At 57.1% G+C, this 26,413-nt stretch carries 20 protein-coding genes; all 20 read right to left on the minus strand.

The genetic code is table 11. The features are described 5' to 3' along the window. Positions 1-105: 105 nt before the first annotated feature. Positions 106-1,968 carry a sugar phosphate nucleotidyltransferase gene (locus HMPREF1986_RS04705; RefSeq protein ID WP_036599364.1) on the minus strand — a complete coding sequence of 621 codons (1,863 nt, stop codon included), beginning with the start codon at positions 1,966-1,968 and terminating at the stop codon, positions 106-108. 229 nt (positions 1,969-2,197) lie between these two features. Next, entirely contained in the window at positions 2,198-4,324 is a 2,127-nt protein-coding gene (locus tag HMPREF1986_RS04710) for a glutamine synthetase III family protein (protein WP_021773630.1), read from the minus strand. A gap of 299 nt (positions 4,325-4,623) precedes the next feature. Beyond that, complete coding sequence (fba, locus tag HMPREF1986_RS04715) at positions 4,624-5,487, minus strand: class II fructose-1,6-bisphosphate aldolase (RefSeq protein WP_009215384.1); 864 nt, start codon at positions 5,485-5,487, stop codon at positions 4,624-4,626. A gap of 467 nt (positions 5,488-5,954) precedes the next feature. After that, a complete protein-coding gene (thrC, locus tag HMPREF1986_RS04725) occupies positions 5,955-7,442 on the minus strand; it encodes a threonine synthase (protein WP_021773633.1) in 1,488 nt (495 codons plus the stop codon). A 68-nt stretch (positions 7,443-7,510) separates the two neighbouring features. Continuing rightward, positions 7,511-8,128, minus strand: a complete 618-nt coding sequence (gene udk, locus HMPREF1986_RS04730) for a uridine kinase (RefSeq protein ID WP_242837351.1) — start codon at positions 8,126-8,128, stop codon at positions 7,511-7,513. Positions 8,129-8,222: 94 nt separating this feature from the next. Beyond that, positions 8,223-8,921 carry an ABC transporter permease subunit gene (locus HMPREF1986_RS04735; protein WP_021773635.1) on the minus strand — a complete coding sequence of 233 codons (699 nt, stop codon included), beginning with the start codon at positions 8,919-8,921 and terminating at the stop codon, positions 8,223-8,225. After that, the gene (locus HMPREF1986_RS04740; protein WP_021773636.1) at positions 8,890-9,861 is read right to left on the minus strand and encodes an ABC transporter ATP-binding protein; all 972 of its coding nucleotides are present in this window, start codon (positions 9,859-9,861) and stop codon (positions 8,890-8,892) included. Before HMPREF1986_RS04740 ends, HMPREF1986_RS04735 begins: the two co-directional genes overlap by 32 nt. After that, positions 9,858-12,578, minus strand: coding sequence for a hypothetical protein (locus HMPREF1986_RS04745; protein ID WP_021773637.1), 2,721 nt, complete (start codon positions 12,576-12,578; stop codon positions 9,858-9,860). The genes HMPREF1986_RS04740 and HMPREF1986_RS04745 overlap by 4 nt, the downstream gene beginning before the upstream one ends. 61 nt (positions 12,579-12,639) lie before the next feature. After that, positions 12,640-13,779 carry a sensor histidine kinase gene (locus tag HMPREF1986_RS04750; protein ID WP_021773638.1) on the minus strand — a complete coding sequence of 380 codons (1,140 nt, stop codon included), beginning with the start codon at positions 13,777-13,779 and terminating at the stop codon, positions 12,640-12,642. Positions 13,780-13,919: 140 nt separating this feature from the next. Next, positions 13,920-14,621, minus strand: coding sequence for a response regulator transcription factor (locus tag HMPREF1986_RS04755; RefSeq protein ID WP_009215392.1), 702 nt, complete (start codon positions 14,619-14,621; stop codon positions 13,920-13,922). 20 nt (positions 14,622-14,641) lie between these two features. Further along, entirely contained in the window at positions 14,642-15,994 is a 1,353-nt protein-coding gene (locus tag HMPREF1986_RS04760) for a bifunctional chorismate mutase/prephenate dehydratase (RefSeq protein ID WP_021773639.1), read from the minus strand. Further along, a complete protein-coding gene (locus HMPREF1986_RS04765; protein WP_021773640.1) occupies positions 15,981-16,724 on the minus strand; it encodes a lysophospholipid acyltransferase family protein in 744 nt (247 codons plus the stop codon). Before HMPREF1986_RS04765 ends, HMPREF1986_RS04760 begins: the two co-directional genes overlap by 14 nt. Positions 16,725-16,803: 79 nt before the next feature. Continuing rightward, a complete protein-coding gene (locus HMPREF1986_RS04770) occupies positions 16,804-17,619 on the minus strand; it encodes an ABC transporter permease (protein ID WP_036599369.1) in 816 nt (271 codons plus the stop codon). A gap of 430 nt (positions 17,620-18,049) precedes the next feature. Continuing rightward, positions 18,050-20,062: a DUF2142 domain-containing protein gene (locus HMPREF1986_RS04775; RefSeq protein WP_021773642.1), complete on the minus strand. Its 2,013-nt coding sequence runs from the start codon at positions 20,060-20,062 to the stop codon at positions 18,050-18,052. Further along, positions 20,059-20,439, minus strand: a complete 381-nt coding sequence (locus HMPREF1986_RS04780; RefSeq protein WP_021773643.1) for a DUF2304 domain-containing protein — start codon at positions 20,437-20,439, stop codon at positions 20,059-20,061. Before HMPREF1986_RS04780 ends, HMPREF1986_RS04775 begins: the two co-directional genes overlap by 4 nt. Further along, a complete protein-coding gene (locus tag HMPREF1986_RS04785; RefSeq protein WP_242837352.1) occupies positions 20,436-21,635 on the minus strand; it encodes a glycosyltransferase family 2 protein in 1,200 nt (399 codons plus the stop codon). Before HMPREF1986_RS04785 ends, HMPREF1986_RS04780 begins: the two co-directional genes overlap by 4 nt. After that, positions 21,595-22,908, minus strand: a complete 1,314-nt coding sequence (locus tag HMPREF1986_RS04790; RefSeq protein ID WP_021773645.1) for a lipopolysaccharide biosynthesis protein — start codon at positions 22,906-22,908, stop codon at positions 21,595-21,597. The genes HMPREF1986_RS04785 and HMPREF1986_RS04790 overlap by 41 nt, the downstream gene beginning before the upstream one ends. Then, complete coding sequence (locus HMPREF1986_RS04795; RefSeq protein WP_021773646.1) at positions 22,905-23,663, minus strand: glycosyltransferase family 2 protein; 759 nt, start codon at positions 23,661-23,663, stop codon at positions 22,905-22,907. Before HMPREF1986_RS04795 ends, HMPREF1986_RS04790 begins: the two co-directional genes overlap by 4 nt. Next, complete coding sequence (locus tag HMPREF1986_RS04800) at positions 23,645-24,664, minus strand: ATP-grasp domain-containing protein (protein ID WP_021773647.1); 1,020 nt, start codon at positions 24,662-24,664, stop codon at positions 23,645-23,647. The genes HMPREF1986_RS04795 and HMPREF1986_RS04800 overlap by 19 nt, the downstream gene beginning before the upstream one ends. A gap of 94 nt (positions 24,665-24,758) precedes the next feature. Continuing rightward, entirely contained in the window at positions 24,759-25,889 is a 1,131-nt protein-coding gene (locus HMPREF1986_RS04805; RefSeq protein WP_021773648.1) for a DegT/DnrJ/EryC1/StrS family aminotransferase, read from the minus strand. Between the last annotated feature and the right edge of the window lie 524 nt (positions 25,890-26,413).

Consider the following 26,413-nt stretch of genomic DNA (forward strand, 5'->3'; position numbering starts at 1 on the left):
CCATAAAGTCCTCCCTCCACTCCCGTGCAAGCACGTCGTGGAGGCGGACTTTTGGCACTGGAATCACTATATCACTCCCGTTTCATTCTGTCGCCCTGTATCGCCTTAAAATTTCCCTAAGTTTTGTAAGATCCTCAGGCTGTCCTTAAAGTATCTGTACATTTTCAGACTGTAATCACCGAATTTTTCGCCCAGCGAGATTTTGTAGCAGCACCAGAGGGCCCAGAGGAGACCTCCCAGCCCCATATAGGCCGCGACGAGCGGATAGAGTTCTTCTTCTCTGTCCGGCTGGTCCGGGGAGCTTTTTGCCCCTTCCGGATCGGCGTGAAGGTATTCCCGGAGGAGATTCCGCGCCTCCTCGAAGTCCATGTAGGAGTAGATTGCCGCCATTGCGATATCGATCATGGGGTCCGCCATGCCGGCGTATTCCCAGTCGATCATCTTTAAGCCCTCCTCCGTGAAGAGGAAGTTATCACAGACCGAGTCGATATGGCAGATCGTCTTCTCCCGTTTCCGCTCCTCTAAAAAGCGGAGGAGCAGAAAGGATTCCCGGCGGATCTTTGGATAATCCTCAAAGGGGATATCGCCCCCGGAGGAGAGACAGAGGCTCTCATAGCTTTTCAGCCGCTCTCCGATATCGAAGTCGTGATCCAGGCGTATCCCTGAGGCATGCAGCTCCCGGAGCTTCCTCATGCACGCTCTTCTCTCCTCCTCCTTCGAGAAGTCCGCATTCCTCGCCCCCCGGTAGTAGACGGAGATCTTGTATCCGTTCTCGGGGTCAAAGTGGAGAAGCTCCTCCGTGATATGGAGCGCCCTGATCTTCTCGTAGGTCCTCCCCTCTGCCCGGCGGTCGATGAGCTTCTCCGTCCCGGGCCCGGGGATGCGGCAGATGAAGGATTTCCCTCGGTATTTCTCTGTCTCTGAGCTCTCCCGGACAGAAAAGAGCCAGGACTTATTCGTCATTCCGGCCTTCAGACAGCGAATATCCACGATATCGGACTCCGGGACGCCCAGGACCTCCGCCGTTATTCGCATCGCCCGGGAGCCGGAGCTGTGAATGTATCGTTCATCGAAGCTCCGGAGCTCCTCCAGGTTCTCGAATTCATAGATGATGTTCTCCCTTTGGGGATTCGCATAGATCGGAGGCAGAGATTTCAGGTTCCGTATCAGGACATCCTCCCAGTAGAACTGCTCCGTGCCCGGCATCCTGTAGTAGCTCTCCAGGAGCGGGAGGAAGTCCGCAGAGAAATCCCTAGAGAGAAATACCGGTCCGTACATACAGAAGGCATCCTTCCCCCCGACCTCCGCCTCCCGGATCCGCCTGTCCTTTCCGAAATGGAGAACCCACTCCTCGGTCTCCCCCTCCATAAAGCTTGCAGCGTACCAGCTCGCAGGCTCATATTCATGATAGAGATTCTCCCGGATCCAGTTGTCGGAGGAGAGGATATAACAGTTTTTCCCGCGGAGAAGTTCTCTCGCATGGTAGAGCGTCGCGAGCGTGTTTTTCTCCGCGTATTCCGGATTATAGAGGAGCTTCACGCCATAGCGGTCGATCAGATAATCGAACTTCTCCTTGAGATAGCCGACCAGGATTGTGATATCGCTTATGCCGGCCTCCCTGAGCTGGCGGATCTGCCGCTCGATCATGCGCTCTCCGAAGACCTCCCACAGTCCCTTCGGGAGCTCATAGCTCAAGGGCACAAAGCGGGAGCCGAAGCCGGCGGCAAGGATCAGGGCCGCATCCACCTGATACGGCTTAAGGAAGTCAAGAGCCGCTCTTTCCAGGCGAAAGCTCACATTTCTCCCCCTCCCCTCCCCTCTCTCACGGAGAAGATACCCCTGCTCCTCGCAGGAGGAGAGAAGGTGATTTACCTTTCCCAGAGAGATCCCGCAATACTCCGAAAGCTCCCTCTGTGTCATACTCGGCTTTTCATGAAGTCCTCTCAGGACCAGCACTCTCTCGTCCATCTCAGCGTCCGCCTTTCTCCGCAATTTTCTCTCGTTCATTTCTGCTTATAAATATATATCTATGAACATAATAGCACGGATCTTTCGATCCCGCAAGAAGGAGGGCAGCGCAGGGATGCGGATTTCAAGCTGCAGCGCGGAACTTTAGGCGCAGAACGGGGCTTTTTTGCCATTTTACGCCAAGGGACCGGGACAACACGGTCTTTTGAGAAAGGGAGCGCCCCCTTCGCTACGGCTCTGAGACCTCGAAGAGGAGATCCCCATAGGAGGGGAAGGGCCAGAGATCCTTGTCGATGATCTTCTCCAGCTGATCCGCGGGTCCCCTGAGGGCCTGCATATCCGGAAATACCAGCTCGCGGTAGACTCTGGCCCGCTTTTCCGGGTCCGGAATCCGGATGGAGTCCTCCACATCAGAGAGAAGCTTCTGCCGGGCGGCCTGCATCTTCGCGAGGAGCTTCGAGGAGCGGAGGAGAAGCTCTGTCTGGGTCGACACATCCGCATCCGGACAGGCCGATCTCACCTTGTTCACAGAGTCCGCGAGGCGCGTATTGTAGTGGATTACTGCGGGGATAATCTGCTTCCCCGTGATATTGATCATGGCCCTGGCCTCGATATTGATCACCTTTGCGTAGTGCTCATATTCCACCTGGCGCCTGCTCTGAAGCTCCGTCTCCGTGTAGATCTCAAAGTCCCCGAAGAGCTTCACGGCCTTTTCCGTAGTGAGCGCGGCGATGGAATCCACCATGGAGGGGTAATTCGGCAGCCCTCTCCGCTTCGCCTCCAAAACCCACTCTCCGGAATAGCCGTTTCCGTTGAAAATGATCCTCTGATGCTCCGTGAGAAGCTCCTTTATGAGGTCGTGGACCTCGAGATCAAACTTGGCCGCCTTCTCCAGCCGCTCCGCCGCCGCGCGAAACTGCTCCGCGGCTATCGTATTTAAAACGATGTTCGCGTTCGCGATGGAGTCCGAGGAGCCGACCATGCGGAACTCAAATTTATTTCCGGTAAAGGCGAAGGGCGAGGTGCGGTTTCGGTCGGTCCCGTCCGCGCAGAGCTCCGGCAAGGTGTTCACGCGGGTCCTTAAATTTTTCCCCCGGGGGGAGTTCGTCGCGTAGCCCGTCCCGATCAGCTGCTTCACAACCTCCTGAAGCTGGGTCCCGATGAAACAGGAGATGATGGCCGGGGGCGCTTCGTCCGCTCCGAGCCGATGATCGTTTCCCACATCGGCCGCGGAGAGGCGGAGGAGATCCGCGTGGATGTCCACCGCCGCGAGAATGCAGGAGAGGAGGAGGAGAAACTGGAGATTCTCGTGGGGCGTATCCCCCGGATTCATGAGATTGATCCCGTCGTCCGTCATCAGGGACCAGTTATTGTGCTTCCCGGAGCCGTTCACCCCCTCGAAGGGCTTTTCATGGAGCAGGCACTCGAGTCCGTGCCGGCTCGCGGCCTTCTTCAGGATCTCCATGACGAGCTGATTGTGGTCTGCGGCCAGGTTCGCCTCATCATAGATACAGGCCAATTCATGCTGCGCCGGCGCGGCCTCATTGTGCTCTGTCTTCGCCGTCACGCCAAGCCTCCACAGCTCGATGTCCACATCCCTCATAAAGGCGGCCACCCGGCTCCTTAAGACACCGAAGTAATGGTCGTCCAGCTCCTGTCCCTTCGCCGGCATCGAGCCAAAGAGCGTCCTCCCGGTATAGACCAGGTCCTTCCTCCGAAGGTATTTTTTCCGGTCGATAAGGAAGTACTCCTGCTCTGCGCCGACCGTGGGCTTTACGGAGCGGGAGCTCGTATTGCCGAAGAGGCGAAGCAGGCGGAGCGCCTCCCGGCTGAGCGCCTGCATGGAGCGAAGGAGAGGTGTCTTTTTGTCCAGCGCCTCCCCGGTGAAGGAGCAAAATGCCGTCGGAATGCAGAGAGTCACATTCTCCCCCTCCCTCCGGAGGAAGGCGGGGCTTGTGCAGTCCCAGACCGTATAGCCTCTGGCCTCAAAGGTGGCCCGGAGCCCTCCGGAGGGGAAGGAGGAGGCATCCGTCTCGCTCCTGACAAGCTCCCCTCCGGAAAATTCGAGGATCGCCTTCCCCTCGGAATCTACGGCGGAGAGGAAGCTGTCGTGCTTCTCCGCCGTAATGCCGTTCAAGGGCTGAAACCAGTGGGTATAATGGCTCGCTCCATTCTCTATGGCCCACTCCCTCATCGCCTGTGCCACGGAATCCGCGATCGTCGGGTCCAGCTCATAGCCCTCCTTCACGGTCTTTCTGAGTCTCTGATAGACTGACTTCGGGAGACGCTCCCGCATGACCTTGTCGCTGAAGACATCCCTCCCGAAGATATCGGAAATGTTAAGGCTTCCCTCCATCCGCTCCTCCTCGCTGCCGCCCGGGCGGGGATCCCCGCTTTGGGCGGCTCTGAAGCACGAAGGCGCCTCCCGCCGGAGGCGCCCCTTTTGCCGTGCCCATCTTCCTTTTCTATACTTCTTTTCTGCTCTTCTCTCCCTGTGCTGTTCTCTTCACCGAATCCTATGGCCCTGGACGATGCTCTCAGAGTTCTATTCTCCTTGAAAACGCTCTATATCGAATCCCGGCCCCGGCTTTCCCTTTTCGGATCGGGAAATCCCCATGGGTCTTCGAAGCTTGAGAGAGCGGCAGTCTGCATATCCTAGGCCTTATTCTTGGAGCCGAAGACGGCGATCCGGTTTTTGCATTCCTCGACGATGGCCTCCGCGCCCGGCTTCAAAAGCTTTCTGGGATCATAGCCCTTCCCCTTCTTGTCGAGGCCCTCCTCGATATATTTTCTGGTCGCGGCCGCAAAGACGAGCTGGAGCTCCGTATTGACATTGATCTTGGAGACACCGAGCCGGATCGCTTTTTCGATCTGCTCATCGGGGATGCCGGAGCCTCCGTGAAGGACCAGCGGGAGCTCCCCGATCCTTTCCTTAATCGCGGCCAGAGTCTCAAAGGACAGCCCCTTCCAGTCCGGGGGATAGATGCCATGGATATTCCCGATACCGGCCGCGAGGAAGTCCACGCCGAGATCCGCGATCCTTTTGCACTCCTCCGGGTCCGCACACTCCCCCATGCCTATGACTCCGTCCTCCTCACCGCCAATCGCGCCCACCTCGGCCTCGATGGAAAGTCCGGCCTCGTGCGCTGCCTTCACAAGCTCCCTGGTCTTTTCGACATTTTCCTCGATGGGATAGTGGGAGCCGTCAAACATAATGGAGGTGAAGCCCGCCCGGATGCAGCGGTAGCAGCCGTCATAGGTCCCGTGATCGAGGTGAAGCGCCACCGGAACCGTGATCCCCAGCGCCTTGTCCATCGCCCGAACCATCGCGCTGACCGTCTCGAAGCCGCACATATACTTTCCGGCGCCCTCGGAAACTCCGAGAATCACCGGGGACTTCTCCTCCTCACAGGCACTCAGGACGGATTTCGTCCACTCGAGATTATTGATATTGAACTGCGGAATCCCGTAGTGACCGGAAAGCGCCTTATTAAGCATTTCCTTCGCATCTACCAGCATGTAAATACCTCCTCTGAAAAATCCGTACTTCTGAGTACTTCCGGAGCGTTCTTCCCGCGGAAGTACCAGTGAAATCCCTCTGTGCCGCTTAACCTTAGCACATAACCCCATTGACCTGCAAGCGTAGAAGTCTGCCATCAGGCAGACTCGGAGCGTCCTTGACCACTTCTCAAAGAGAAGTGCCTCCCGAAGGAAGGTCGGCTGATGCCTGAGATGCTCTTCGCTGACAGGATCGGAGCGCTCCCATTTTTTACTGCCGATCTGACGTTTTGCCTGCCAAAAAGCAGGCCGTCTGACGCCCCGGCGCTTAGCGATTTGGCCCTTCAAAATCGCTTACGCGCCGCTGGCCGCGGTAGTCGGAGCGAGAGCGTCCTGCGTTGGGCGGGCAAACGGCAGATCGATCTCCTCTCATCCGGAGCATTCTTGAGTCTTCTCGAAGAGACAGAACCTTAGGGGCAGGCGGCCTCTCAGGCTTTCCCAAAGAGGAAGCGCTCCACGCAGTCCCGCATCCCTCCGATCTCCGTCTCCGTACTGTGCCGTATCCTCCCGTCCCGGGCCTCCCGGATCGCCTCCGGCTCCGCCAGGCCGCTGATCGAGGAGAGAAGATCGATCTTCGAAAAGAGCTCTCCTCCCTCCTCCTTCCCCAAAGCTCTGAGCACCGCCGGAGCGAACTTAAAGGGGCTCGCCGTCCCGACGATCAGCGCCCTGGTATCGTCTCCGCTCTTCCTTCGATAGCTTCGGAGAACCGACGCCGCCACCGCCGTATGCGGGTCCAGAAAGCAGTGCTCCCTTTCCGCGTAGTGCCGGATCTCCGAGAAGCAGTCCTCCTCTTTGGCAAAGCCGCCATAGAAGTCCGAAAGAAAGCTTCTCTCTTCCCCGCTGAGCCGGTAGCTTCCCTCTTCCGAGAGAGCCGCCATATCACTGCGGCAGCGCTCTCCGTCTCTCCCCAGAGCGAGATAGAGGAGACGCTCCAGATTGGAGGAGATCAGGATATCCATGGAAGGGGAAGAGGTCCTCAGGAAGCTTCTCCTCCGATCATAGACTCCGCTCTCAAAGAAGTCCGTCAGGACCCTGTTTTCATTGGAAGCGCAGAGCAGCTTTCGGATGGGAAGTCCCATCCGCTTTGCGAAATAGGCGGCGAGGATATTGCCGAAATTCCCGGTCGGAACCGATACATTGATCTCTTCCCCCTCCCTGATCTCTCCCAGGGAGAGGAGACGACCGTAGCTGTAGATATAGTAGACAAGCTGCGGGAGAAGGCGGCCGATATTGATGGAGTTTGCGGAGGAGAGGACAATTCCCCTCTCCCGGAGCTTCTCTCTCCAAGCCGAATCGGAGAAGAGCCTCTTCACACCGCTCTGCGCGTCGTCGAAGTTCCCGAAAAGTGCTGCGACATGGGTATTTTTTCCCCGCTGCACCCGCATCTGGAGCTCCTGAAAGGCGGATACGCCGTCCTTTGGATAAAAGACGATGATCTCTGTCCCCTCCACATCCGAAAAGCCCTCCATCGCGGCCTTTCCGGTGTCCCCGGAGGTCGCGGTCAGAATCACAAGCTTTTCCCTGAGGCCCGTCTTCTCCGCACTTTTTTTCATAAGATAGGGAAGGATGCTGAGTGCCATATCCTTAAAGGCGAGGGTCCTTCCGTGAAAAAGCCCCAAAAGAAAGTCCCCCTCCAGCTTTCGAAGAGGCGCGATCTTCGGATCATCAAAATTCCTCTCGTTATAGGCCGAGTCGACGCAGTCCCGAAGCTCCTCCTCGGTAAAATCCGTGAGATAGCAGGAGAGAATTCTCCGGGCAAGCTCCCGGTAATCAAGCTCCGACAGCTCCTTAAGGCTCCCCGGAAGACGCGGAAAGTCCTCCGGGACGTAGAGTCCCCCGTCCTCCGCGAGTCCCTTGAGAATCGCCTCCGACGCTCTCACACTCCCCTTAGCTCCTCTTGTGGACCGGTAATACATCGCTCCCTCCCCTTCCTGCTTTCCTCGCCTTCGTCTGTAAAGCTCCCTGCCGGGATCTCCCGCTTTGCTCAGTCCCTCTCCAAAAGGCTCTGAATTTTTGTCTTCATGAGATCAAAGGCCACATCGTTTCTGCCGCTGTTGATGACGATATCCGCCATGGCCTTCGTGGGCTCGACGTAGAGGTAGTGCATCGGCTTTACCGTCGTCAGGTACTGCTCGGAGATATCCTCTACATGTCTCCCCCTCTCGCTGACATCCCGGATGATGCGGCGGATAATGCGTTCGTCCGCGTCCGCCTCCACATAGATCTTGATATCGAAAAGAGAGCGGAGCTCCGGGTTCTCCAAAACGAGAATTCCCTCCACAAGGATAATGCGGGAGGGCCTCAGCTCGATGCTGTTCTCCGTTCTGTTGTGAAGAGAGAAGTCATAGACCGGACAGGAGACGCTCTCTCCCCTTCTTAAGGCTTTCAGATGGCGAATCAGGAGATCCGTCTCGAAGGCATCCGGATGGTCATAGTTTTCCTTCTGGCGTATCTCAAGGGGGACGCCGTCATTGGAGCGGTAGTAGTTATCGTGGTAGATCAGGGTGACCTGATCTCCGAAGGCCCGCTTGATCCGGTTGGTGAAGGTGGATTTTCCGGAGCCGGAGCCCCCGGCGATCCCGATCATGGTACAAGCATTCATTCCTTTTCCTCCGAGATATCCTTTGCTCTGCTGTATTCTAACACGCTTTCAGGAAGAATGCTCCCCCCTTTTTCCAGGTCCCGCCCGGAGCGCTTCAAGGGGGGGAGAGGCGGAGACAGGCCAAAGTCAGAAAGAGAACGGAGAGAAGCGGGAGTATGAGGCAGAGAAGGATATAGTAGAGAAGCGGCGTGAGGGAGAGCTCGGGAAGAAAGAAAAAGAGGAGGAGCATGAGGCCGAAGCTCAGGAATTCCGCGATATAGGTGGACGCGATCGCCCCTGTGCTGCTCCTCTGTGCAGAGGAGAAGAAGAGCCCCAAGGAGGAGGAGAAGAGGGCGGAGAGGAAGGAAAAGAGCAAAAAGAGAAAAAGCTCCGGGAAGCGGATGCCTCCGTAGAGAAGGGTACAAGCGAGGATCGGCGCGGTGCTCAGGAGGAGGAGAAAGATGCTGCTCAGGACGGAGAAAAGCTTTCCCAAGATGATGTCCACAGGGCGGAGAGCAGTGCTTAAGAGGAGGGAGAGCGTCTTTCTCTCCCGCTCTCCGCTGATCGCCGGAGCGCTCAGAGCGGGGGCGAGCAGGAGAATCAGAAGAAAGAGGAGCAGAAGGAGAATATAATAAAGCTCCAAAAAGGCGGAGTAGCGGATCTCCCCGGTCTGCGCCGCGTTCCCGGAAACCGAGTAAATGTTGATCAGCACAAGGAAGGCGAGTACCGCATTGGTAGAGAGCATGAGCACCGGAAGGATCGGGCTCCGGTTCGAGAGCAGCTCATCCTTTTGATAGATCGGATTCCGCTTCATGTCCTGTAATTCTCCTTTCTCTGAGTTCTCCCGTGAGCTGCAGGAAGAGAAGCTCCAGATTTCCCCTCTCCCGGTGAAAGCTTCGGACCATGATCCCCGAGCTGACCAGTCTTCGCAGGAGCTCTGCCTCCTCCCCCTCACTGCCCTCGTAGAGAATCATGAGCTCCTGCTCCCGAATGCCGATGGATTTTACATTGGGGTCCTGCTTCAGGATCTGCATGGTTTTTGTGATCGATCCCTCGACCAGGATGAGGATCGGATTGGAGGCGTCGATCTTTCTAAGTACCTCGGAGAGCTTCCCCTCGAGCGCCATTCTCCCGCGCTCTATGATCCCGATATCCGTGCAGATCTCCGAGATGCTCGTGAGCATCTCGGAGGAGAGGAGGATGGTCTTTCCCTCGGAAGAGAGCTCCGAGAGAATCTGGCGGAGCTCATAGCGGTTTCCCGGATCAAGATCCTTCAGCGGCTCGTCGAGCACCAGGATCTTGGGATCGTGGAGGAGAGCCCTTGCGAGGGAGAGCTTCTGTCTCATGCCCCGGGAGAGACCGTCCAATCTCTGAAATTCCTTTCCCCGGAGGCCGACCTGATCCAAAAGGATGCCGATTCTCTGCCGGGCGCGGGCCCTTGGGATATCGTAGCAGGCGGAAAAAAATTCCAGATACTCCGAGAGGCGCATCTCCGGATAGAGGCCGGAAAAGTCCGGCATATAGCCGATTCTGCGTTTCCACCTTCTCCTTTCGCTCCCTTCTCTAAGCCCGTCGACGAGGATCTCCCCCTCATCCGGCCTGGAGAGGCCCGCGAGGAGCTCCATGACGCTGCTCTTCCCGGATCCGGCCGGCCCCACAAGTCCATAGACCGCCTTCTCCGGGACATGCATGGAGAGGCCGTCCAGGGCGATCGCACTGCCGTAGCTCTTTCTGACTGCCCTAAGCTCTATCATGCTCCGCCCTCCTCTCCTCCCGGGGATGAGGCGAGGCTTCCCTCAAAGAATAGCTCCGCTTCTTCGCTCTCTGCCCCTTCGGAAAGGCTTCCGCTCTCTCCTTCTTCTCCCCCGGCGTGCTCCGTACTCTCTCCCCCTTCGGAAGCTGCGCTCTCTCCTCCGCCGCCCTCTCGTCTCTCTTCGTTCTCCGATGCCGAGGAGCTCTCGGCGCTCTCCCCTTCCGGAAGGGAAGCACTCTCTTCCTCCGGCGCGCTCTCCGCCGAATAAGATGCTTCCGCTCCGGACTCCTTCTCTCCTTCGCTCTTTCCCTTACTGCTCTTCTCCTTTGCCACGACGGTGATCATGGGAAGGTACTGCCTCATCAATAGGGAGCCGTTCTCCTCCTTTGGGCTGTAAAGGACTACCAGGACATTCTCCTCGCTGAGATACGGCGAGAGCTCCTCCCCCTGCAGCTTCAGACTGCCGGAGCGGAGCGGATCATAGCCTCCCGTCCGATAATTATAGAGGCTGATCGAGCCCCGGAAGGGCTTTTCGTTCAGCCTTTCCTCTCCCTTCTCGCTGACGCTCAGGGCTTCGAAGCTGATGCCCCACACCTGCTCCTCCTCTCCCAGGTGATAGGCGAGCTTTGCGGGCTGTATCGCACTGATCGTATTGCTCGCCCTCTCGTAGTCTCCGCTTTTCACCTCCGGATCCCGGCTCAGAGCGCTGTAGTGATCATAGTTCCCGAAGCTTGTGTTCAGAGGGAGCGCAGCCGTCACCATGCTGCTCCCAAAGCTCTCCAGCTTCTGTCTCTCCAGAAAGCTCACCTCTTCCTCCCGGACAAAGCCGATCAGACGGGCATTGGAGAAAAAGCCGCTCAGGCTGTTTGAAAGATAATAGCTTAAGAGCGCACGGCGGCTTCCCCCCGTGATCCGGGAGGCGATCCATTCATAATCCCCGACGGGAACGGTTTCCGTCTCCCTGCCGCGGAGAGAGATCTTCTCCCCCTTCTCCAGCTTTCCGATGAGGATGAGCTTCCCGTAGAGAAGAACCGCCGCATCATAGAGCGTATAGTCGGTCCCGTTTGTGATGCTTCCCCCCAGGGAGCCGTCGAAGAGATTCACCTCTCCTCCGAAAAAGCCTCCGCTGTTTGGGAACTTATTGTCGAGCTCAAAGTATTTCGGACTGAAGGGCGCCTCATTTCGGATGCTGATCTCCGTGCGGTCCCTCCCGTAGCGGATCGCCGTGCGGGCGAGCTCCGTCTCATCCCTGAGCTCCGTGATATCCCCCGTGTAGTCGGAGCCCTTCAGGATCGGATAGACAAAGTACTCTGTCTTTACCCGAAGCTCCCGCATCTTTTCGTAGGGAGAGCGGAGATTGATATAATCCGTTTCATCGACAGAGTTCCTGGAAATGTCGCGGATTCTGGCATAGCTTAGAAAGCTTCCGTTAAAGCGGGTGCCGACGCCGACAGCCCAGATCACAAAGCTGAAGAAAACCGCCGTGATCGAGATCAGGGGACGGTAGAGACGTATCGCATCCCGAAGCTTTACATAATAATAGATCAGCGGCCCCAGGATGAGGAGATATGTGAGAAGAAGCAGAAGGTAGAGCCCCGCGTTCGGACGCTTGGAGAGATCCGACTGGTTCATGAGGGCCTCCATGCTCCAGTAACGGTTCAGACTCCTCTCGGACGCGGAGACCGAGAGCGCATTCAGGCGGCTCTCTCCGAGGATTTTCGTGAAGAGCTGATTCACGTAGCCGCTCTCCTCCGTCGCAAAGCGCTGGAGATCGCAGAAATCGTAGCCGCTCACCGCGATGAGCCCCGCTCCCCTGGAGACGACCGAGAGGTAGGACACACCACCGTATAATATCCCCTCCCTTCCCGAGCGGAGGGATACCGGAGAGGCAACGAGACGGAGCGGCTCCTCCTGCGCGGAGGATCTCTCCAGCCCCTCCCGCATGTCGATGCTCCGCTCCCTGGGACTGAGCGGCTCTCTGAGAAGCTCCCGATAATAGGGAGAGACGGCGTCCTCCCCCCTCGCTCCGGTTCCCAGAATCAAAACACCGCCCCTCTCCACCCAGCGGTTTATGACCTCCACCTCGGTCTCATTCATCCTGGAGAGCGGAAAGTCCGAGAGCAGGAGCACATCCAGCTGATCGAGCTCCGTCTCACTGGAGGGGAGCTTTTCCTGGTCGAGAGCCACCTCCCGCGTCCGGAGCAGACCATCGTTGATGGAGACCGAGTTCAAATAGCTGAGCTTATCCTCCTGCTCGGAGAGCACGCCGATGATGAGCTCCGCGTCGGAGCTTGCGACATCGAGCCCGACTCTGCGGCTTCCGACCAGCCTCCCCTCCTGATTCGTCGCAGTGACCAGGAGCTGATTGACCCCGGAGCTCAGTGCCACCGCCATGCTGAGCTCCGTATCGGATTCCGCCTCCACGGCGCTCGGATACTGGTACTCGCAGATACTGCTGCCGGATTCCGCCATATAAATGTGGATCATCCCGGAGAAGGTCTCCGAGCCGGAGTTTCGAATCCCGATCTTCAGGGGAAGGAAACGCCCCGCCTTCGCGGTGTTCTGGTAGCCATAGGTGACATTCAGCTCGATCTCATCTGCAAACGAAAAGAAAGAGGGCAGAAAAAGAAAAAGGAAAAGGAGGGAGAGAAAAAGGAGCGGTGAAGGCAGTCCCTTCCCCCGTACTCTTCTCTCCCCCTCTGTCCTTTTCTCCCGCATAAATCTCCTCCCCACTTTCCATACATCGAATGGGCAGCGCATGAAAGCACGGCTCAGCCCCTCATTCCTCCGCCGTATAGCGGATCGGAAGGCGCACAGTGAAGCAGGTCCCGGAGAGGTCCGAGCTCACCTCCACGCTGCCGTGGTGCATCTCCGCGACATTCTTCACGATAGCAAGGCCCAGCCCCGTCCCGCCCGTCGAGCTGGAACGGGAGCGCTCCACCCGGTAAAACTTATCGAAGATCATCGGAAGCTCCTTCTTCGGAATCACATAGCCGTAGTTGATCACCCGGACCTCCACCGCATTCTTCTCCGAACGAAGGCGCACCAGAATCCTCTTCCCCTCCGCGCCGTACTTGATCGCATTCGTGATCAGATTGTCAAAAAGCCTGGCGAGAAGGTCCCCGTCCGCCTGTATCATGCGGGAGGGCACATTGGAGCTGAACTCATAGCTGAGACCATGCTTCTCGAAGTTCGGGTAGCTCTCCTCCACAAGCTGCGAGAGGAGCTTCACGATATCGAGCTCGCCGATCTTCAGATTCTGCTTCCCGTAGGAGAGCTTCGTAAAGCCAAAGAGCTCCTCGATCAGCTTCTGGAGCCGCACCGCCTTATTGTACACGATCTCGATATAATGCTCCTCCGTCTCTCTCGGAAGAGAGGCTCCGCCTCTCAGGAGCTCGAGATAGCCGAGGATGGAGGTCAGAGGGGTCCGAAGATCGTGCGCGACATTGGTGATGAGATCTGTCTTCGACTGCTCCGCGCTCCGCTCCCGCTCCATAAGATCCATGAGGTCTCTCTCCATCCGGTTGATGGATTCCGCGATGTGCGCGATCTCTCCCTCCCCTTCGATCTCCAGCTGAACGCTGAGATCCCCCTCGGAGATCCGCTCCACCGCCTGGGCGATCCTCCCGATATCCCTCGCCGTCCTCTGCTGAAGGAGGAGAAAAATGAAGGAGAAGATGGCGATGCCGCTCAGCACATAGAGAAGGATGCTCACCGTGCTCACAAAGCCAAAGCGCTGCACGGCCGGGGAGCTGTCCCCCCTCTGGTAGAGATAGGAGGCAAAGGCGCTGACATTACTCACCAGGAAAATCTCCAAAATCGCGGTGATGATCGTGGAGATTCCCACATTGATCAGAAGCTGCATCATGTAGCCCTGCCTGGAATGGGAGCGCCGCCCCTTTTTCGCCTTTTCTCTCATGCTTTCCGATCCCGCTGTCAAAATCCGTCAAAAGCCGGGCGGAAAAGCACTGAGCTCTCCCTTCCCCGCCTCCTTTGTCAAAGCTCCGCTCTTTATCCCGGAAAAAGAGAAGATCCCGGAACAAATACGCCTCTTCCCTCTTACTTCTCGATCTTATAGCCCACACCCCAGACCGTCGTGATGATCTTATTCTCCCTCTGGTCCTCCTTCATCTTCCCGCGGAGTCTCCGGATATGCACCATGACGGTGTTGTTCGCCTCGTAGACCTTCTCATTCCAGACCTTCTCGAAGATCTCGTCCGTGGAAAAGACCTTGCCCGGATGGGAGGCCAGAAGATAGAGAATCTCAAACTCAATGGGGGTCAGGCGCACATCCTCCCCTTCGATCACGACCTTGTGGTTGTCCCGGTTGATCGTCATATTCCGAATATTGATCTCGCTCCCGGCAAACTCATTGGTGGAATTCGGATTGAGCTGCGTGTAGCGGCGAAGCTGAGACTTCACCCTGGCGGTGAGCTCCAGGGGATTAAAGGGCTTCGTCACATAGTCGTCCGCCCCGCCGGTCAGTCCCACGATCTTATCGAGATCCGCGGACTTTGCGGAGAGCATGATGATCGGAATGTTCGAGCTCTCGCGGATCTTCCGGCAGAGCTCCAGGCCATTCATCCCGGGCATCATGACATCCAAAAGCACAAGATGAATCTCCTCCTGCTTCATAATGAGCAGCGCCTCATCCGCATTATAGGCCTTAAATACCTTGTAGCCGTCGCTCACAAGGTAGATCTCCACGAGCTCCGCGATTTCCTTTTCATCATCCACCACCAAGACATTGATCTGCGGCATGTTGTTGTCGTCTCTCACGGCTAAATTCCTCCTTTTATCCTCTCCGCCGGGAAGGCGGCTTTTCGGGGAAACGCATCCGAGAAATCCGAATAATTCCCGAGGATCCGAAAGCCCGGAAGCTCACTCAGCGCGTTTCTCACATCGGGATCGGATAGATTTCCCATAACATCCACAAAAAAGCGGTATTCAAAGGGCCTGTCCGGCACCGGCCGGGACTGGATCATGCTGAGATTCAGATCGTTGAAGAGAAAGCTCCCCAGCACCTGATAGAGGGTTCCGGGCCTGTGGCTCAGCTCAAAGCTCAGGCTCAGCCGCTCTGCCCCCCTCTCGTAGATTTTCTCTTTCCCGACGATGAGGAAGCGCGTCGTATTGCTTTTCTGCTGGTTCACGGCCCTTTGCAGGATCGAAAGACCGTAGATCTCCGCCGCATTCTCGCTGGCAAGGGCCGCGAGCTCCCTCTCCCCGCTCTCCCTCACTCTCCTGGCCGCCTCCGCCGTGTTTCTCATCGGTACGGCCTCGATCCTCGGATGCTCCCGGAAGAAGCTCTCGCACTGGGCGAGGGCCTGCGGATGGGAAAAGACCCTGCGGATCCCGGAGAGAGCCCCTCCGGGGAGGGCCATCAGGACATGCTCCACCGGGAGGAAGCACTCCCCCAGGATCACCGCCTCCGGAAACTGGAGGAGGAGGTCGAAATTATCCGCCACTGCCCCATAGGAGGAGTTCTCGATCGGGAGGACAGCGAAGTCCGCCCTCCCGGAGAGAACGCTCTCCACCGTGCTCCGAAAGCTCTCCGAGGGGAGAAAGCGGCAGTCATCGGGAAAGCTCTTCCTCGCCGCAAGCTCCGCATAGGCACCGGGCAGGCCCTGGTAGGCGACGCGCTTTTTTTTGCGGGGGATCTCAGAAACCTCCCGGAAGCCCGATGCGGGGCTTGGCTCTCTCCCGAGGAGGCGCTGCTGCCATCTCCGGGAGAGTGACATCAGCTGCCGGAAGAGCTCACGGACCGCCCTTTCGTGAAATTCTATCTCCACCCCGGCCCGCCGGGAATCCTTCTCACTCTCTCCGCTCAGAGGCACTCCCCTGCCTGATTCTCCCCCCTGTGTCTCTTTCCCCGGCACCGCCGCCCTTTTTGGCTCTTTTTCCGTCCCTTCCTCTCTTTGTATCCCTTCGCCCGGCAGCTTTTCCCGCAGCTCTGTCTTAAGAAAAGCGGAGACGCTGTCCAGCTTTTCCTCCTCCCGGACCGGGTCAAGAACCGCTCTCCCGCTCCTTCTCTTCTCTTTCGCGACCTCCGAGACCAAAGACACCCTCTCCCGATAGAGCTTCACCAGCTCTCTGTCCACCCGGTCCAGCTCCTCACGGAGCTCAGCGAGTCCCATAGCGAGCCTCCATTTCCCGGAGATATCCGATGATCTTCTCCCTCGTGTACTCCCCGATCCTTCTCCTCTTCTCCTCCGGAAGCTCCGAAAGGAGGATTGGCTCCCCCACCTTCACGAGCACATGGGTCGGAATGATGCGGGGGAAATGCTCCTCCAGGATTCTCCTCGTCGGATACATCGCGATCGGGACGATCCTGCATCCGCTCTTCTCCGCGATCTTGAAGGATCCCTCCTTAAAGGGCAGAAGCTCCTTCACATCGCTCCCCGTGCTCCTCTTTCCCTCCGGATAGATCCAGATGGAGACCCCGCCCTTCACAAGCTTGATCGCCTCGAGGATCACCTTCAGATTCTGCCGGATATTGTCCCTGTCCATAAAGAGGCAGTGCAGCTCCTCCATCCAGCGCTTTAAGGGCGGGACCTTCCCCACCTCCTGCTTTGAGATAAAGCCGGTCGGCCCCTTTACCAGAGTATAGCCGATCACGATATCGAAGAAGGAGCGGTGATTCCCCACAAACATCACGGCCTCATTTTCCGGGATATTTTCGGCCCCCTCGATCTCGTAGCTCACGCCGGAGGCCGCGAGTATCCGTCTCAATCTTCTCTGCACAAGGTGAAGCGTGAAGAGATCCTTCTCCCTGCCCTCCTCCATCCTGTCAAGCTTCAGGAAATAAACGCAGCCGAATGTCAGAAAAAGAAATATAACGGACAGCGCCGCTATCATATGAAGCATCTTGGGTCCTCCTTCGGAAAATGCGGACGGGCTTTCGCCCTCAGCAGACAAATCTGACGAATAAGAAAAGCCGTGGCTCTCAGAGCACGTCTGAAAAATGCGGGCGCAGTTTTCCGAAGAAGCGAAGCCCTGCGAAAAAGATCACTATCGTAAGTCCCCAAAAGTAAATGCCCAGCTTCGGCCGCATCCAAAACGGGCTGCCGGTGATCATGGAATCCCGGTATCCCGCCACAATATAATAAAAGGGGTTCAGCTTCAATATAACAGAAACCCAGGGTGCCTTCGAGAAAAAGAGCTTCTCATCGTACATGATCGGACACATCCAGATGCCAAACTGGAGCAGGATGCCGACGATCTGCTGCATATCCTTGAAAAAGACATTGACCGCGCTCGTAAGATAGCCCAGTCCCAGCGCAAACATCGCCGCCGCAAAGCTGTAATAAAAGCACTGGATCCAGGAGAGCATCGGCATCCTGCCGTTTACGAGATAGAAAACCAGCATGACCGCGAAAAAGAAGAGGTGGACAAAACTGCAGCTGATCAGCTTGATGATCGGGAGGAGCTCTACCGGAAAGACGACCTTCTTCACAAGATAACTGTATTCCTGAAGGATGCCGGTGATCATATTCATCGCTTCCGAGAAGAAAAACCAGGGCACGATGCCGGGGACCAGCCAGGCCGTATAGCTCACATTCGGCACCGGAGGAGCGGACTTAAAGCCATAGGGGCCGAAGATAAAGGCATAGATCGCGATCGTAACAAGGGGCTGGATGAACATCCATACCATGCCGAAGTAGGACCCGACGAAGCGCTTCCGAAAATCCGCCGCCGCAAGCTCTAAAATCATGCGCCTCCGCGCTTTAATATCTTTCAATAATTGCAGTACCGTTCTCATAACCTTCCCTGTATCCATCCGGGGCCCCGAGGCATCCTCCCCGTTCCCTCTCCATGCCGCTGTCAGTATTCGCGGGCCGCCTCAGCGTTTTCCTGTGATTTTCTCCGCCCAAAGCAGAACGCTTCCGCTGCCCTCTCCCGCGGCAAATATAAGCGATGGAAGCCGGTAAAGCGCCGGATAGAGGATCAGGCAGAAAGAAACGAAAAGGGCGTCGGCAATGCCACCATGATATCACACAATCGCAGGGCCTTCCCGCGGCATCCATTAAAAAACAATGAATTTTTCAGAATATTTTCGACATTATTACATTTTTTGTCTCTTTATCCCGCCTTTTATCTCCTTATCCCGCGTTTTATTTCTTTATCTTGTGTTTTATCTCTTCCCCCCGCTGTGATCGAAAGAAGAGCGCGTTCCCGTCTCGATGGATGCCCTAGCTCCGCCCCGCTATGATCGAAAGGAGAGCAAGCAGGAGCCCCGCATTTAGAAGAAATTCGAGAAAGAGAAGGATCGGCGCCGGGGCACTGAGTCCCCACCCTGCCTTTCTTTTCCGGCTCTTCCTCTCCCTCCTCCGAAAGATTCCGGAAAAGGCTCTGCTTTGTCCCCGGAGAGGCGCCGCTCTCTCCTTCTCTTTGGGATCCTTCGTCCCCATCTCTCCTCCTTCCGGGCCCTTTCGCATCTTTCCGAAGCTCTCTTCCTTCTCCTTATTAGAGGCGGGCGCCTTCCCCTCATCCGAGACAGGCGCCTTCCCCTCCCTCTCATCGGAAGCGGGCAAGCTCTCTCCGGTCTTAGTCTCTATCCGAGCGGGAGCGGCTTCCGCCTTTTTCTCTCCTGCCTCCCGCGGGGGGCAGGGCGCAGCTTCCGCAGCCTTTGGGCCTTCCCCGCTTCCCCGCTCTATCTTTTCTGCCTTTTCTATCTTTTCTATCTTTTCGTTTCCGGAGGAATGGAAGGGTGCAGAGGATCCCGCGAAAGTCCCGCTCTCTTTCCCGGAGGATGCGGCAGGGGATGCCGCATCCTTCCCTCCCGCTCTCCATAAACTCCGCCCTCCAAAGAAGGAGAGGAGGAGCATCGGAAGTGCCGGAAGGAAATACCTGCCCTGCACACCGAGGACATAGTCTGTCCCCTTCGGAGTGTAGGCACTCAGCATGCTCGCGAGGATCGCCACGACGAGAAGCGCCGGGGTGAGGAGGAAGCAAAGCCTTTGCAGGAGCGAAAGCCCCCTTTCTCCCCTCCGGGTAAAAATCCCCTGCAATAGGACAATGAGGTAGAAAAGCCCCACCAGGAAGATCGGAGCGCCGAGCCCCTGATCGAAGTGGCCCAGCGGATGCCCCACCATGGTGAGGAGATACTCCTCCCCCTTGATCTGAAAGCTGTTTCTCAGGATCTTCAGAAAGATCACAGGTGTTTTTAATGTCCCGATGAGATTATAGGTCTCGGCGGCGCTCCCCGTCGCGGCGGCATCCGCATAATTCACCGCTCCTCCCGATGGGTGAAGATAGCGGAAGAGCTCCTGAAAATTCATAAGGAGCAGGGAGAGCGCAATGAGAAAGGCGATCCCGAAAATCATGAGGAAGTAGCTTCCGATATTCTTCCACTTCCGAACCGGCACCGAGAAGCAGCCCAGGAAGAGGAGGGAATAGACCATCTTGCAGGGGGAGAGCAGGAAGGCCAGGATGCCGATCTCCAGGAAATCACTCAGCCCGGGCCCCTGCTCCCGGGTCGCGAGGTCCGTGACCGTCGCTGTGAGATAGAAGCTAAGCCCCAGGATGAAGGCATCGTAGGAAAGGGAGCCCGCGAGCTCCAGCACCATGGGAAAAAGCGCGACTGAGAGGAGGACCTCCTTTCCAAACGGCAGCCGCCGCACGGCGAGCGTCGTGAGGATGGAGAAGAGGAGGAGGTTAAAGAGCCTCCCGAAAAAGACCAGTCCGAAGCCGCCCATTCTCAGCACCCTCGCAAGGGAAAAGCCAAGGGCGGGGAAGAGATAGGCGAAAAAGCTCGTGTGCACCGGCTCCTGCAGGGTAAAATGATAGCCCTTCTCTCCCGTCGAGAAAATCCCCCTCCGGAAAAGCTCCTCATAGCTTCTCCTCGTAAGATGCATGCCGATCACGGTCGCATTGTCCGGGTCCCCGTCCTCCGGCCAGTCATCCAAAAAGACATCCTCCGCCCGGATCAAAAGTCTCCCCTCCTCGTCCCGCATGGGCTCCGGCTTTCCGATCAGCACATTGGAGAGCTCATAGACACCGACATAATGCGCGACCTCATCCGGAGCGGAGAGCGGCATCAGCACAAGGGAATATAAAAAGCCAAGGCCAAAGAGCAGGGAAAAGGAAAGGAGGCAGAGCCTCTCCCTTCGAAGGAAGAGGAGAAGGAGAGCTGCGAGCAGCAAAAGCAGGATGAAAATGAGGAAAAGCCAGGGGAAGGGAAAGGAAGACAGCTCCGGATTCATCGCATCTCCTCTCCGGGGAAGCCCCCAAAGCTCTCCTCTTCCCTCTCCCTGTTCTGAGAGAGCGCAAACTCCTGCGCCAAAGTCCGAAGCTTCTCCTCCAGCCTCCCAAGCTGCATATTGACATGGAAGAGCCGGAGAAGGAGCAGGAAGATGATAAAGAGGAAGAGGAAGTTCGGCGTGGAGTAGATGCCGAGCGCCGCTGCCGCCCGATCCGCAAGTGCCGGAAAGAGCGCAAAGAGCACAAAGAGCAGCGAGAGCAGGATCCAAAACACCGTCTCCTCGATCCGGATCCTGGATTTTCGGATCTTTCGGTTCAATACCCAGAAGGTCGCCCCTGAGACAAGGATCAGGATCATTCGAAAGAACGTCGTCATCATTTTCCTCCTCTTCTTCTCCAATAGCCCTTGTTCATACTGAGGGCGGAGCGCAGTCTCCCGGGGAGTCTCCGGTAATTTTTCCCGAGAAGGTAGCCGAGATACTTGCAGCCGGACTTCCATATGAGGGCGGGAATTTTCCAGGCTCTTCCCTCTCTCAGAAGCTCCCTGAGATTTCCCTTTATCAGCCGTTTCCCCTCTCCCTCCGGCCGAAGATCGGAAAAAATCTCCGGGTGCTCCGCCTGTGAGACGCCGAGATCGAAGTTCCGCCGAAGCTGCTGAAGACCCGAGTAGCAGTGCGCATGATAGACCTCCGCCTCCGCCTCATAGGCGATCCGATAGCCGAGCCGAAGGAGGCGGGCCGCATAGACCATGTCTTCATTGAAGATCATCGGACTGGGAAAGCCCCCCAGCCTGTCGAAAAGATCTCTCCGGTAAGCGCAGCAGACATTGGACATGAAGTAGGTCTTGATCGAAAGGCGCGGCAGATCCTCGATGGACTTCACAAAGGACTGCTCCGGATAATTAAAGCGCCTCGCATAGCGCTCATCAAAGGAGCTCTCCTTCGTCGCAAGCTGTCTCCCATAGACGGCTCCGATCCTCTCCCCCCGAAGAAAGGCCGAAGAGAGCCTCTCCGTGAGCTCCGTACTCCGAGGCACCGCATCGTCCGTCAACATGAGAAAGAGCTCGGAATCCGAGAAGGAGACGCCGAGATTTCTGCTCCCGCCGTGGTCGAAGTCCCGCTTCTCAATGTGGTGGAGCTCCAGGCGCTCCCCCGCCGCTTCCCTCGCCCTCTCCTCATCGAAAAAGCGTCTCTCTGTATTCACCACGATGATCTTTCCGAGGGGAAGGCGCTGCTTTTTCAGCATGGCGAGGAGCCGGTAGAATTTCTCCCCCGGGCGGTAGCTCGGTATGATGGCATCCATCGTCTGATTCATTTCTCTCTTCCCTTCCTCTTTCCTGCCTTCCCTTTCCGCTTTACTGCACCTCTCCCTGCCATGTCCCGCTCTCCCTCTCTCCTCCTCGCTTTCCGTCCTTCGGTCCGCCTTTCCTTTCCCTCTCCCTGTCCGTCCTCTCTCCCAGCGATGCTCTCTTCTCTTTCTCCGTCTCTTCCCGTCCTCCCCGCCTCTTACCGTCATCCGGCCGTTTCTCCCCCGCTTATTCCGCCTTCCCTTCCCGCGTTCCGTTTTTCCCGTCATTCTGCATCCTCCAAAGCCCCCGGAGCACGGAAAGGCTGAAGAAAAGGAAGAGGATAGCCATCAGGAAAAGATAGCAAACTGCCCCTCCCAGGATCCCGGCGCACTGCACCGCGCGGTCCGCGGAAACGAGAGCAAGGAAGGATACGAGGACATAGGAGAAAAAGATCGTCCCCTGGCGCCGCATCGTCACAAGGATATAGTACTGCACATTCGCGAGCGCGTAAAAGCCTCCTCCTGCAATCAGGATCAGGAAGGCCAGGATCTCCCGGAGCAGGGCCCCGCGATAGCGCATTCCGAGAAGGAGCTCGAAGATCTGAAGCCCGAATTCGCCGAGGAGCAGGCTCGTGAGAGAGATGCCGAGCGCCATGAGAAAGACCGCGAGGATCAAAAAGCGGCAGCTTCGCGAAAAATCCTCATACCTTCCCTCCCTCCGCTCTGTCGCAAGGCGCGTGAGCATCGGGCGGATCAGGAAATTCGCGACAAGATAGATGAAGGAGGTCGGCATGAAGAGGACATTGAAGATGCCGGAGCTCTCCGAACCGAGCCTGAGATCCAGAGCATACTTTGAGGCAGAAAAGATGTAGAAGTCCAAAAAGGCGGAGAGAAAGAGAAAGGAGGTGCTCCGCAAAAGCCGGAGGCTCCTTCCCCTCCTTTTCTCTCCCGAAAAGACCTCGCTTCCGGGAAGCTCTCCCAGGGACCTGAGAGGAAGAAGCGCAAAAAGATAAAGGCCCAGAAGCTGTGTGAGATCCATGAGGATGCAGGAGAAAAGCATATTCCCCGTGACAAGGAGACTCAGCATCAGGCTCAGCATGGAAAGCCCCGTCCGGAAAAAAAGCGACTGCCCGGCGAGGTAGAGCCTGCCGCGGCGCTGGAGCTCCGATTCATAGACATCGGAAAAGCCGTCCAGAAGCTTATAAAAGGAAAGCAGAAAAAGAAGCTCCGCCTTGATCCCGTCATAGCTTCCGATCGAAACCATCAGCCAGAGGAAGAGGAGGGAGGAGAGAAGCGCAAAAAGGGAGGAGAGTCTCCTCGCAAAGTGATACTCCGAAAAGCGGTACTCCCCCGCCATATCCGTGATCTGGAACGGGCGGATCCCAAAATAAGCGATGATGAAAATCTGCTGTCCGAAGGTAGAGAAGCCGAAGCCGAAGATCCCGCCGTCCCGCGGCCCCATGAGGCGGAGCACGAAAAAAGAAAGCACCATGGAAGCGAGCGCATACAGCAGGCTCCCCGCCGCATTCCAGAAAACATCATTTCTCCAAAGCTTCCTCATCCCTTCCCCGTTCTCCCATCCTCTCTTCCCCCGCGAAAATACTGGATCAGGAGGATGGAGATCAGCATCCGCGCCATGTATTTTGCCGCGTTCAAGGGCCTGAGATAGGACTCCCCCGCCCGTCTCTCCCGGACCTCTACCGCCACCTCCGCGATCCGGCATCCCCGCCGGATCAGATAGGATATGGTATCCGGCTCCGGACCATAGTTTAAGCGGAGCGCGAAATCCTCGATCACCGTTTTCCGGTAGAGCCGAAGCCCGCAGGTCGGGTCCGTCAATTTCTTCCCCGTGCTCAGGAAAATCGCGAGGGAGATGAGCCGGGAGCCGAGCTCTCTCATGCTGCCCCCCCGCTTCTTTTGGAGGAAGCGGGAGCCGAGCACGATGTCATACTCTCCTTCCTTCATCTTCTCCAGGAGAAGACGGACATCCTCCGCCCTGTGCTGCCCGTCCCCGTCGAACTGGGCCGCATAGGAGTAGCCCTCCCGGAGCGCATACTTCATCCCCGTCTGAAAGCAGCCGGCGAGCCCCAGATTCACCGGGAGCTCAATATAGTTCCATCCCCTCTCCCGGCAAAGCTCCGCTGTCCCGTCTGTGGAGCCGTCGGAGACGACGATGTAGTCGATTCCATCCCCCGAGAGCAGAATGTCCGAGATCACGTCGGGGAGATTCTCCCTCTCATTATAGGCCGGGATCACGAGGAGCAGCTCTCCTCTCCTCCTCTTCTCCGCTCTCCCGCTCATCGCTTCATTCTGCATTCTGTATATTTCCTCGTGAAATAGCCGCAGCGGAGCGGGTAATCCGTCCGGAGCCTCTCCCCGTCAAAGATCCGGAGGCTCTCCTCCACCGCCGGAAAGCCGGAGAGCTCCGTGAAGGCCACGCCCCCCGAGAAGCGGGGATTACACTCCACGAAATAATAGACGCCGGAGCCCTCGCCCCGGATGAACTCAAAATTCACGCAGCCCAGGATATTGAGCCGCTCTGCCAGATATTCGCAGACCCTCTGGAAATTCCGATCCCGGAAAACACGCACGGAAAGACCCGCGCCGTTGGGAGTCCGGAGAAGCTCCTCCCGGGGGATAGATGCCGTATTTCCGAAGCGGTCCCGGAGGATATCCACCGTCACGACTCTTCCCCGGATGAGGGGCTGGGCGATATAGGAGGAAAGCCTCTCCTCCCCGCCCTCCCGGAGTATCACAGAGAGCGAAAAGCCGAGCTCATCCTCATTATGGATCCGGTAGAGCCCGCCGGAGGATCTCCCGTTCACCGGCTTTAAAACGAGCGGGAAGCTGAGAGCTTCGAAGTCGAGCTCCGATGCGTACTCTGTCCGGATCGCCCGCACATTGGCCCGGCAGGAGCTGTCCTCCAGTTCATTCAAGGAGCCGGCGACCTTCCGGGCGAGGAGGTATTTGTCCCTCAGAAGCTCGATCTCCTCCTTCCCGCAGATGCAGAAAATGCCGTTTTCTGTCTCAAGCTCCTCCCGGTGCAGATTCAGAAGGTCCACCTCGAGGTCTATGAGCGGGAGGATTTTCTCCGGCCTCTCCCTCTCCAAAAGCTTCCGGAATGAGAAAAGATAGTCCTCCTCTTCCGCAGCGGGGGGAAGGCGGCAGAAGGCGTCGAGCTTCAAGCTTGCGGGAAGCCACTCCTCCGGGTAGATATCCGTCCCGACGACGCGGTAATTAAGCCTCCTGAGAGTCTCCAGTACGCAGTCCGCCGAAAAGGAACCGATCGCCGTCACAAGCGCTGTCTTTTCCTTCATCCTTTCCTCCTTCCCCGTCCTTCTCCTATTAAAAAGAGGCACAGAATTCCGCTTCCGCGCCCTGATCCGGGCTTCCGAAGGCCGGTCCCCTCTCTCAGCGCTCCTCCAAAACGATGCGGCAGATCCGGTCTACCTCCTCGAGCGGCAGCCCGGGATAGATCGGAAGCGTCAGAATCTCCCGGGAAATTCGTCCCGCGACCGGGGTCTCCCTCTCATCGTACTGCTCCCGGTAACAGCGGTAGGCGTTGACGCAGGGGTAGAAATACTTTCTCGCGTGGATTCCATTTTTCCCAAGCCTTTCAAAGATCGCATCCCTCGAATAAGAGGCTTTGAAAAAGCGGACCGGCAGATAGGCATAATTGCTTTTTGTGTCGGGATCGGGCTCCGGGAACAGAATCCCCCTTCTCCCGCTCAGAATCTCCCGGTAGCGCTCAAATACCCGCTTCCTCCCCTCGATATACTCCGAAATGTGATTCAGATTGCAAAGCCCCATCGCCGCCGAAAATTCATTCATCTTCCCATTCGCCCCGACGGATGCGACCTCCTCCTGCCCGAGGATCCCGAAATTTTTCAGCTCATAGAGCCTCTCCATAAGCTCCGGATCTCTTCTCCCCAGGCTCACCGCGCCGCCCTCAATCGTGTGAAAGACCTTCGTGGCGTGGAAGGAAAACATCGAAGCATCACCATAGCTCCCCACTCCCCTTCCCTCATAGCTCTCTCCGAAGGCGTGGGCCGCATCATAGATCACCGGAATATGATATTTTCTTCCCATCTCCGAAAGCTTATGAACAGCGCAGATATTTCCATAGACATGAACCGGAAGAATCGCGCAGGTATTCTCCGTGATCTTCTCCGGAAGCTTCTCTACATCTATCGTATAGTTCTTCTCCGAGATGTCGCAAAAGACCGGCTTCAGGCCGTTTCGCACGATCGCATGAGTCGTGGAGGCAAAGGTAAAGGGCGTCGTGATCACCTCGCCCTTCAGGGAAAAGGCCTGCAGTAGGAGCTCCAGCGCGCTGTGTCCGTTCACGAAAAGCTCCAGCTCCTCAACTCCGAGATAGCGCCGGAGTCTTTCGCGGAGCTCCTCGTGATACCTTCCCATATTGGTGAGCTGCGCGCTTTCCCAGATCTCTCTGAGCATCGCCTGATATTCCTCAATCGGCGGAAGGCTTGCTCTCGTCACATTGATGACAGCTTCCTCCGGCTTTCTCTGTCCCGCAGACACAGTTCTCCTTCCCGGACCGCCCCTTGCGGCGCCTCCCTCGATATTCCCGCGGTATTTAACTCAATCCACTCAACATTTCTGCGATTTCACCTGTCTTCGCCGGCAATCGCGGCGGGCATCTTGTGACGCCCCGAGACATTCTTACATTTCCTGCGATTCCGCGTGTCTTAAGCTCGCTCCTCCTCTTTTATGCAAGCATAAGTCGGAGGAGAGGAAGACCTATGATTCCGCATGCCTTCGCTGCTTCGCAGCTTGCGCCATGCGCCCCGCCATTCGCACTCCCGCGGCGCTTCGCTCCGCTTCCTGCTCATGTCTCCTTGACGATCTCGGTGAGCATTTGTGACACCCGAGACATTCTTATGATTCCGCATGCCTTCGCTGCTTCGCAGCTTGCGCCATGCGCCCCGCCATTCGCACTCCCGCGGCGCTTCGCTCCGCTTCCTGCTCATGTCTTCTTGACAATCGCAGTGGGCATTTGTGACACCCCGAAACATTCTTATGATTCCGCATGCCTTCGCTGCTTC

This window comes from Oribacterium sp. oral taxon 078 str. F0263 (genome assembly GCF_000469565.1).
GTDB lineage: Bacteria > Bacillota > Clostridia > Lachnospirales > Lachnospiraceae > Oribacterium.